Origin of the sequence: Spirulina sp. CCY15215, assembly GCF_016888125.1 — a bacterium.
In the GTDB taxonomy this organism is placed as follows: Bacteria; Cyanobacteriota; Cyanobacteriia; order Cyanobacteriales; family Spirulinaceae; genus CCY15215.
In genome coordinates this window covers 1-9,406 of sequence record NZ_JACSWA010000576.1, presented here as the reverse complement: position 1 = coordinate 9,406, position 9,406 = coordinate 1, and the positions used below count along the sequence as shown (strand labels likewise).

6 protein-coding genes are annotated in these 9,406 nt (G+C 41.5%); 3 read left to right on the top strand and 3 right to left on the bottom strand.

The features are described 5' to 3' along the window. Positions 1–106 precede the first annotated feature (106 nt). The gene (locus tag JUI58_RS20365) at positions 107–712 is read right to left on the bottom strand and encodes a hypothetical protein (RefSeq protein WP_204105649.1); all 606 of its coding nucleotides are present in this window, start codon (positions 710–712) and stop codon (positions 107–109) included. Between the two features lie 116 nt (positions 713–828). On the opposite strand from JUI58_RS20365, the gene JUI58_RS20360 reads away from it, so the two are divergent. Further along, the gene (locus JUI58_RS20360) at positions 829–3,072 is read left to right on the top strand and encodes a heavy metal translocating P-type ATPase (RefSeq protein WP_239121611.1); all 2,244 of its coding nucleotides are present in this window, start codon (positions 829–831) and stop codon (positions 3,070–3,072) included. Between the two features lie 79 nt (positions 3,073–3,151). Here JUI58_RS20360 and JUI58_RS20355 read toward each other — a convergent pair whose 3' ends face one another. Then, positions 3,152–3,856: a pentapeptide repeat-containing protein gene (locus tag JUI58_RS20355; RefSeq protein WP_204105648.1), complete on the bottom strand. Its 705-nt coding sequence runs from the start codon at positions 3,854–3,856 to the stop codon at positions 3,152–3,154. 956 nt (positions 3,857–4,812) lie between these two features. On the opposite strand from JUI58_RS20355, the gene JUI58_RS20350 reads away from it, so the two are divergent. Then, positions 4,813–6,912, top strand: coding sequence for a hypothetical protein (locus JUI58_RS20350; protein WP_204105647.1), 2,100 nt, complete (start codon positions 4,813–4,815; stop codon positions 6,910–6,912). Positions 6,913–7,071: 159 nt separating this feature from the next. Beyond that, the gene (locus JUI58_RS20345) at positions 7,072–8,604 is read left to right on the top strand and encodes a type II CAAX endopeptidase family protein (RefSeq protein ID WP_204105646.1); all 1,533 of its coding nucleotides are present in this window, start codon (positions 7,072–7,074) and stop codon (positions 8,602–8,604) included. 11 nt (positions 8,605–8,615) lie between these two features. Here the strand turns inward: JUI58_RS20345 and JUI58_RS20340 are convergent, their stop codons facing one another. Beyond that, the gene (locus tag JUI58_RS20340) at positions 8,616–9,254 is read right to left on the bottom strand and encodes a Uma2 family endonuclease (protein WP_204105645.1); all 639 of its coding nucleotides are present in this window, start codon (positions 9,252–9,254) and stop codon (positions 8,616–8,618) included. Positions 9,255–9,406: the final 152 nt, after the last annotated feature.

Here is a 9,406-nt window from a genome sequence, read left to right as displayed (position 1 = left end):
CCCACTACAATAAACCATAATGGGGGTAGTGCGTTCGCGTAGCGTGTCCAAAGGACAAACATCTTGCTCGCTATTTTTACAAAACTGAGATGCACCCGATTTTCATTTACAGACAATTTCTCAAACAACTTTTTAGAATGCCTAATATTTTGCCAATATCTTTGATATAATACTCGACATTATCAATATAAACAGTTGTCTCCTCAATCTTTAAAAATCGCCAGTTTGTACCCGAGGTGACAACACCATAAATAGTTTTGATATTGTTCTCTTCTTGTTGATTAAAAATTTGTGCTGCAATCATTTCAGCGATACATTGACCTAATCCAGAAATTATATCTTCTTTCTTTGCTTCAACAACAGCGATTACGGGAGAACAAATTAAGAGTTGTTCGGGAGATAAGCTAATTAAATAGTCACAAATTCCGTTTAATCCTTGTTCTGGATCGACATGAAAATCTTTTCCAGAAAACAAACTAATTTGATAATTTAACTGTCTTCGGAGTTCTAAAAGAATCGGTGTAATAATCATCTCCGAACGAGATTTTTCTGTATTGATTGTTACCGCTAAAGTTAAATTTTCTTGGATTGTAAAAGCAAGATGTTCGCTATACTCAACGTCAACAATATCAGCAAATAGATTGCTTCTTTCATTTAAGGTAATCGCAAATTTTTTGATGATATCGCGAATCTGAAAGTTGCTATAGGACATTACTTTTCACCTCCAATTATAAATTTCTGTAAAGTTTTAATTTATCCCCTTGACTCTCCCCTTGACTGGAGACTTTATCCTAGAGAGAGTAAGCGATCGCCAATCAGGAGGAAATCATGCAAACCCATCTACAATTACAAGGTATGAGTTGTGCGGGATGTGCTAATAACATCGAAAAAGCCATTCAAGGGGTGTCTGGAGTTAATGAATGTAATGTTAATTTCGCCCTTTCTCGCGCTACCGTGACCTATAATCCTCGTACAACTACCCTCGACACTATCCAAAAAGCGGTAGAAGATGCAGGTTATCATGCTGCACCTTTAGATGAAGACGGATCAGAAGATACTGAAAAAATCCTTCGAGAAGCACGACAAAAGAAGCTGACTAAGAAAGTTATTGTTGGTGCGATCGCGAGTTTTTTCCTTGTCTTTGGTTCGATCCCAATGATGACAGGATTACAAGTTCCTTTTATTCCGATGTGGCTGCATAATCCTTGGTTACAATTGGTGGTTAGTTTACCCATTATAACATGGTGTGGAAAGGACTTTTTTAGCGGTGCGTGGAAATCTTTCACCCATCGCACTGCTGACATGAATACTCTTGTTTCTTTAGGGACTGGATCGGCTTATCTTTATTCTTTATTTGCTACCTTTTTTGCAGATTTTTTCCGCGATCGCGGTTTAAGTCCCGATGTTTATTATGAAGCGGCTGTTGTGATTATTACTCTCATTCTCTTTGGGAGATTGTTGGAAAATCGCGCTCGAGGCAAAACCTCGGAAGCTATTCGTAACTTAATAGGTTTACAAGCAAAAACAGCGCGAGTGATTCGTGCAGGAAAAGAGCAAGATATTGCGATTAAAGAAGTCATTATTGGTGATATTATTATTGTGCGTCCAGGGGAGAAAATTCCGGTAGATGGCGAAATTATTGCGGGAACTTCTGCGATTGATGAAGCGATGATTACAGGGGAATCAATGCCTATTCAAAAACAAGTAGGAGATGAAGTTATTGGGGCAACAATTAATAAGACAGGAAGTTTTAAATTTAAGGCTTCTCGCATTGGTAAAGATACAGTTTTAGCGCAAATTGTCAAGTTAGTACAAGATGCTCAAGGGAGTAAAGCTCCTATTCAGAAACTTGCCGATCGCGTCACAAGTTGGTTTGTTCCCACTGTCATGATTATTGCTCTCATTACATTTATTTTGTGGTTCATTTTAACACAAAATATTACTTTTTCACTGGTAGCAATGGTCAGTGTTTTAATTATTGCTTGTCCTTGCGCTTTAGGTTTAGCAACACCGACTTCTATTATGGTAGGAACGGGAAAAGGAGCAGAAAATGGGATTTTAATTAAAGGAGCAGAAAGTTTAGAACTTGCTCATAAACTGCAATCTATTGTTTTAGATAAAACGGGAACTATTACCCGAGGAAAACCCAGTGTTACGAATTATATGACAGTGAAAGGAATTGCTGAGGGAAATGAGATAGATGTGTTAACATTAGCAGCAGCAGTAGAAAAGAATTCCGAACATCCATTAGGACAAGCTGTTGTAGAATATACACGATCGCAAGGTGTTAAAAACTTATCTGATGTTACGGATTTTGAGGCGATCGCCGGAATGGGAGTGCAAGGAAAAGTATCGGGAAAATGGGTGAGAATTGGGACGCAACGCTGGCTAAAACAGTTAGGAATTGAGACAGAAATATTAAGCGATCGCGCCCGAGAATGGGAAGCAGAAGCAAAGACAACAGCCTGGATCGCTATTGATGAAAAAATAGCAGGTTTATTGGCGATCGCAGATAGTCTTAAACCTTCTTCTATCGAAGTAATTAGCACTTTGAGAAAGATGGGCTTAGAAGTTGTTATGATGACGGGAGATAACGAAAAAACTGCCACTGCGATCGCCAGAGAAACAGGCATTCAACGTATTTTTGCTGAGGTGCGACCCGAGCAAAAAGCTGATAAAATTAAGGAATTACAAGCAGAAGGAAAAATTGTCGCTATGGTAGGGGATGGTATTAATGATGCTCCTGCACTCGCACAAGCGGATGTTGGACTGGCGATCGGCACAGGTACTGATGTTGCAATTTCTGCCAGTGATATTACCTTAATTTCTGGAGATTTGCAGGGTATTGTTACGGCAATTCAACTCAGTCGTGCTACTATGAATAATATCCGCCAAAATCTCTTTTTTGCTTACATTTACAACGTTTTAGGGATTCCCATTGCAGCAGGAATTCTTTATCCTTTTTTCGGTATATTACTCAATCCGGCGATCGCAGGAGCAGCAATGGCTTTTAGTTCTGTTTCTGTTGTTACCAATGCTCTCAGATTACGCAATTTCAAACTAAAAAAATAGGACAAACTTTACTTCTTTTAGAGAATATTCAATTGATTCTGGAGAAATGCGGCGATCGCGAACAATATTCAAATGAATTTTAGAAACTGTTTGTAATCAAAATCTCCTCATCTATATTTCCAGCAATGAATCTTGCTCCTTGTTTTTCAAATTCGCATTTCATCATCTCAGAAATCCCCCAATTGTTACTCAGATCGGCATTTTCAAGAAGAATACCTCGTAAATTAGCAGCACGGAGATCGACATTGACAATAATCGAATTAGTAAACTTTGCCCCGCGCAGATCGGCATTTTTTAAATTGACATCTGTTAAAATGGCATTGCTTAAATCTGCTCCTTTTAAAATTGCCCCTTCTAAATTGACAGAAGTTAACCAACTATTTTTTAGATCGGCACCACTGAGGTCCGCATGACTCAAATTTGCCCCTTCTAAATTTGCCCCCTGCAAATTCGCACCGATCGCTTCTGCATCCTGTAATTGAGCATCGCTGAGATCGCTTTCCTTTAATTTTGCCCCAATCAGATCCGCTCCCTGCATATTAGCGGCGATCGCATCACTATGACTCAGATCCGCACCACTTAAATTGACCCGCAGAAGATTTGTCTCAATTAAATTGGCATATTTCAAATTAGTCTCGCTTAAATCTGCCGCCGTCAAATCGGCACAAGCAAGGTTAATATTTTGTAAATTGGCACGTCTAAGACGAATACCGATCAATTTTTTACCCCAAAGATTAGTTTCGCTTAAATCAATGAAAGTTGCATTTAAAGAAGAATTTTGCATCACTCTATCTCCTATCCCTGTTGATTGGTATAACTCATCGTGTCTGGCGATCGCTGGAAAATTTTTGGCTGCTTGCTTAGACTTTATCCTCCCATTGTGACAAAACTATGACGGTAAGGTGACAGTTTTATAACCTGTTGGGTATCTTGAACATTAAACTAAGAAAGGATTAAGCGGATAAGCGATCTCCTTCTCAACGCCCCTAATATATCGATCAAGTTGATGCGATCGGAGGAGAGTCGGAAAGAGAGCAATGCGGGACGAGTATTTGCGGCAAAGGCGAACCCACACAAGTCGCCCAAATGACCCATGCTTGCGTCCCCGTGCGGGTTCGAGATATTGTGATCGGTCGGTAGTCGGGACGTGCAGCTAAACACCCTCTAGGAAAATACAAAATTTACATTCAAAAAAGCAAAACAATGCGATCGCATAACTCAGAAAATTGTTCCCATCTTTATAAGAACTTTATAATTATCGCTTATTTTTGATAATTTCTTAAAGCGAGAACGAAAATAGCAAAATTTTAGAAATAGCGATTAGTATAATCACGCAAATTGCTCAAAATTACCGTTTTAGAACAAAGATTTTAAGCGATCTGTCGGATGTGAGGAAAATAGATATGCCGTTAAAGTAGTAATGTAGCGATCGGGAAGAGTCTAATCTAGCTTAGGTCTTGACAAAATTTCCGTTTATCTCTTCTCTTTTTACACAAACTAACTGGCATCAAAAAACTTTTCGAGTTTCGGGAACTTCTCGAAAATAGCGAACATCTAAATAATCTAACAGGGTGAAAACGAGGGAAGATATCTTTTAGCTCTCTCTAGAGAGCAATCTGCTCCCTCAATAATTTCTCCAAACTGTATCTAACCTATTCCGGATAAGTTTTACCCCTTCCTGCCCAAAAATATCAATTTTCATTTTTCATTCAATTTTCATTCATCAACTGGAGTTTGAACATGATTTCTACAACATCTCGTTCCATTGCCCTTGGTTTGGGAATCGTCAGCACCTTAGCACTGGCTACTGTTCCCGCTAAAGCGCAAATTCAAGTTACTGGCGGTACCGTTTCGGGAAATGCCGCTTACTTCATTCCCGAACTTGCCACTCAAGGCATTCGTCCTTTCGATCTGCAAGTTCAATCTCTGACTATTGTTAGCCCTAACGGAACTCTCACTAACCCTGCCTTTGTTCCCACGGCTCTCGGCGGCTACACCGATACAGATGGTGGCAATACCGTAACGAGTGGAGATACGGGCTTAATTCGCGGTCGTCTTTCTGGGATCGGTTTTGACTCCAATGGTTTCATCATTCCTTTCTCTCAAGTTGATACCATCTTGGGCTATCAAGTCGGCAGCTTTGCTTCTGATACCTCCATTGTTGGTTCTTTACTGAGCGCTGGCTCTTCCCAATACTTCCTTTCTAACTTGTATGGGAATGTCGGCAATGTCCTCATCCCCGGTAAAATGGAGGTTGGCGCTCTCAGTGGCGATCTAAAAACTGGTTTGATTGCTCTGCCCAGTACCATTCGTTTTTCTGGTAGTTCTGGAGGCAGCTTAATTCCAGGTACTTTAGAGTTGGCTTCAAAGGTCAAATTCGAGTTCGAGGGTAACAATGCTCAAGTTGCAGCAAATACCACTGAAAATGACTTAAATGGAGCCGATGGAGAAATCAAGTTCCTCGGTGAAGCTGATTCTTTCAAGATTGAAACCGTTGGCGGTGGCGATCTCAAGGTTAAACTCAGTGGCACGGATGGTGTTGTTGATTTTAATCTGACAAATGGAACGACTGTTGGTTCTGTAACCGATGGAACGGGATTTGTTGCGACTGACACTGTTGATTATAAGATTAAAGGACAAGGAACGGGAATATTCGGTTTCTTGAGTAATGTTGGGGCGAATTTTGCCGGTACTAATGCCAATAGCGGTCAACCCGTTGAGTATGACTTCACGCAAGCGAATGGTTTTGAGTCTAAAGGAAAATTACGCGGAGATATCGCGATCGCCCTTGCTGTGGGACAAACTTTTGACTCTAGCATCACGAGTGTTTCCACTTTCGATGCAGCCCAAAGCCAAATTGTTAGTGCAGCGAATATCGCTTCCACGAATAATACATTTACTCAAATCAACACGGTCAACAACCTGAATATTGGTGGTTTTTCCTTCAAGTTCAGTGGAGGCAAGATCGATCTATCCAACATCTTCAACGCTGATGGTACAACAACGGCTGCTGCGTCCCAAACCACTGCGGAACAAGATTTCTTCCAAGCATTGGTCAACAGCGTCTTAGATGAGCTTAAATTGTCTGGTTCTATTACGTCATTTAGCACCGATCTTGATGCTGGCACCTACGAACTTCTCGGCGCACCGTTGTATTCCTTTGCTTTCACGTCTCCCGGACGTTCTGGAAAAGTTAAAGTTCGCTTGGTTCAACGGGGAGGCGATCGCTATGTGATTGCTCTGCGCGGAGGTGGTCGCGGTCGTCGCGGTCGCGGACTGGGTGTAGCAGTCGGTGGCATTAAGTTTGTCGGTCCTACTTCTCGCATTTTCCCCACTTTAGTCGGAACAGCAGATTTAACTCCCGAACAAATTCAGTCGGTTTACGATGACCTCAATGCTGAAGAGGGTGATGTCGATCAAGGTTTAGATACTTTGGATGATGACATCGATACTGGTGACGATGATGGCGATGACATCGATACTGGTGATGATGATGGCGATGACATCGATAATGGTGACGATGATGGCGATGACATCGATACCGGTGATGATGGTGACGATGATGGCGATGACATCGATACCGGTGATGATGGTGACGATGATGGCGAAGAGCCTGCTGCTGAAGAACCTGAAGTCATCGAAGGTTTGCCTAGTTTGGACGATCAGTTAGACACGGAACCTGCTGCTGAGGAAGAACCTGCTGCTGCTGAAGAACCTGCTGCTGCTGAAGAACCTGCTGCTGCTGAAGAGCCTGCTGCTGCTGAAGAACCTGCTGCTGCTGAAGAGCCTGCTGGGGACGTTCAAATCTTCCAAGGTTTAGATAGTATTCCCGTTCAGTAAGTTCAAATTGCCTGAAAAAGAAGCACAATATTTGCAATCTGGCGATCGCGCTTCTTTTTCCTCCTTCAATTAACCCAAAGTCCGCACCTTGCTTTATGCAGTGCGGGCTTTATTATTGATCCAGAGAAAGCGATCGAGAATAAATAACAAATAACAAATATGACCAGAAAACGCTTAATTTTACTCTTTTTAACGGTTTTTGCGATCGCAAAAATCTTTCTTTCTTTGGGGGCGAGTTGGAACGAACCTCAAGTCCAAAGCCGCTTACAGTTGTTTCAAACCGATCTCGTCCTACACGGAGCCGAGTTTGCAACTGAACAAGGCGATCGCTTAACGGCTTTATTGGGAAAGGATACCTATCTCGAGGCGCAAAAACAATATGAAAAGGCGAAAAAGGAGGCCGAACAAAATCGCGATCGACTGCAAGCACAATTAGCACCTGAAATATCGTCCCCCGATCGCGGACAAGCTGTAGAGTTTGTCGAAACTCCTCAACAAAATCAAATACTGGAGGCGATCGCCCAGATCGATCGCGAAATTGATGAATTAGATGTTAACGTAGGCATTCTGCAAGCCTCAAGAGGAGAACTCAAAACAGCACGAGAAACGTGGCAGAATGTGCAGGGGCGATCGCCATCTTTTAATATTGCCAACACTGTCGGCACCTTACAAGGATTATGGCAAGAACCAATGGATATTGCCTCAGATGCCGAAATAACCCTACAAAACAACCTCAAAGGCTGGTTTCGCTTTCAAGCCTTAAGTCGATTATATGAAGGTACGCAACAAGAAAAAGCGCTATCTTCCCTGCAAGCTGAAGAGGAGGTTATCTCCCAAGGGGCGATCGTAAAACTCGCTTTTATTGCGGGAATTCCGATCGTGGGTGGAGTTTTTGGTATTAGCTTGCTGCTTGTTTTGTTAGCACAATGGATTCTACAAAAAGAGCGATCGCTACTGGGAACCAGTGCAAAAGGTTGGGAAGTAGCTTGGGATGGAGAGGTAACGTGGCAAGTTTTAATCGTCGGCTTTTTTGCCCTCTCTCAATTAATTTTGCCTCTGGTGATACCTTTGGCGATCGCATTATTGGGGCTAAATATTGCAGCTTTTTCTTTGGCAGAAAAGGCGCTTTATATTCTCATTACCTATTTATTGATGACGATGGGAGGGTTCAGCGTTCTCTATTTTTCCATTCGTTCTTTTTTCCCGCTTCCTGAAGGCTGGTTTCGCTTTCAATGGTTGAGTAAATGGGTTCTCTGGGGAATTGGTGGGTATTTCGTGGCGGTACCTTTAGTGTTGATTGTTTCTCTAGTTAATCAGCAAATTTGGCAGGGACAAGGGGGAGGAAATCCCATTATTCTTTTAGCATTACAAGCACAAGATCGCTGGGCTTTATTCCTTTTTTGGATTACTGCTGCTCTCGCTGCACCTGTTTTTGAAGAAATTATGTTTCGCGGCTTTTTACTCCCTTCTCTCACTCGTTATGTTCCAGTTTGGGGAGCGATCGGCATTAGTGGTTTAATCTTTGCGATCGCGCATTTAAGCCTTGCAGAAGTTTTACCTTTAACGGTGTTGGGAATTATTTTAGGATTTGTTTATGCGCGATCGCGCAATCTTCTCGCATCTATTTTTCTGCACAGTCTTTGGAATAGCGGCACTTTACTCAGTTTATTTATTCTGGGCAGCAATACTTAAATATTGTTTGATTAAGCGAGTAATTCATCAACGGCGATCGCAAATCCTGCAAGAATCTTTTGGGTTCTTGCTTCTTCCCCATTACGATAAAAAACTTGTTGTTCGTTTGTAATCGTAATCACCCATTGACTCTCGGGAAAAATCAGCCAAACTTCCTCACATCCCGAGTCTAAATATTCCTTGACTTTAGCAAACACATCTTCAGCGCGATCGGTTGGCGAAACAACTTCAGCAATTAAAATAAAACTCTGAGATAATGCGGTAAACTCTTCAAATTGGGTCGCAAGTTCTGGTGTCAAATAAGCCAAATCGGGACGGCGACCTTGCTCATTTGTTCGACAGGCTATTTCTGTATAAACTTCCCCACCTTGATCACTTGAATTTTTGTAGTTAAACCAATACGCTGCTAATTTTGCCTGAATGCGACTGTGTTTAGAACCCATGTAATTTTTCTCAATAATTTGACCATTGACCCACTCTGTCCCCTCAATGGGTTCTAAGAGCCATTCTTGCAAAGATAAAACCTTTTCTCCAGATTTTTCTACAGATTCTGATTCTGTTTGAAAATTCTTTTGAGATTGTTCTAAAGATTGCTCTAAAGGTTTTTCTACAGATTCTTTTGGAGGAGAGAGAATTGGAGTTGTAACCATTACTTTAATTCCAAAATAGTTATAACTTAAAATTTATATCAAATCCGGTTAATGAGTATAACAAGCGGGCAAGATGCCCGCACTACTGTAATTATTGAATATTATCGTAGTGGGAGCGTCTCGCTCCCTAGATTTTTAATGATAGTATTCAT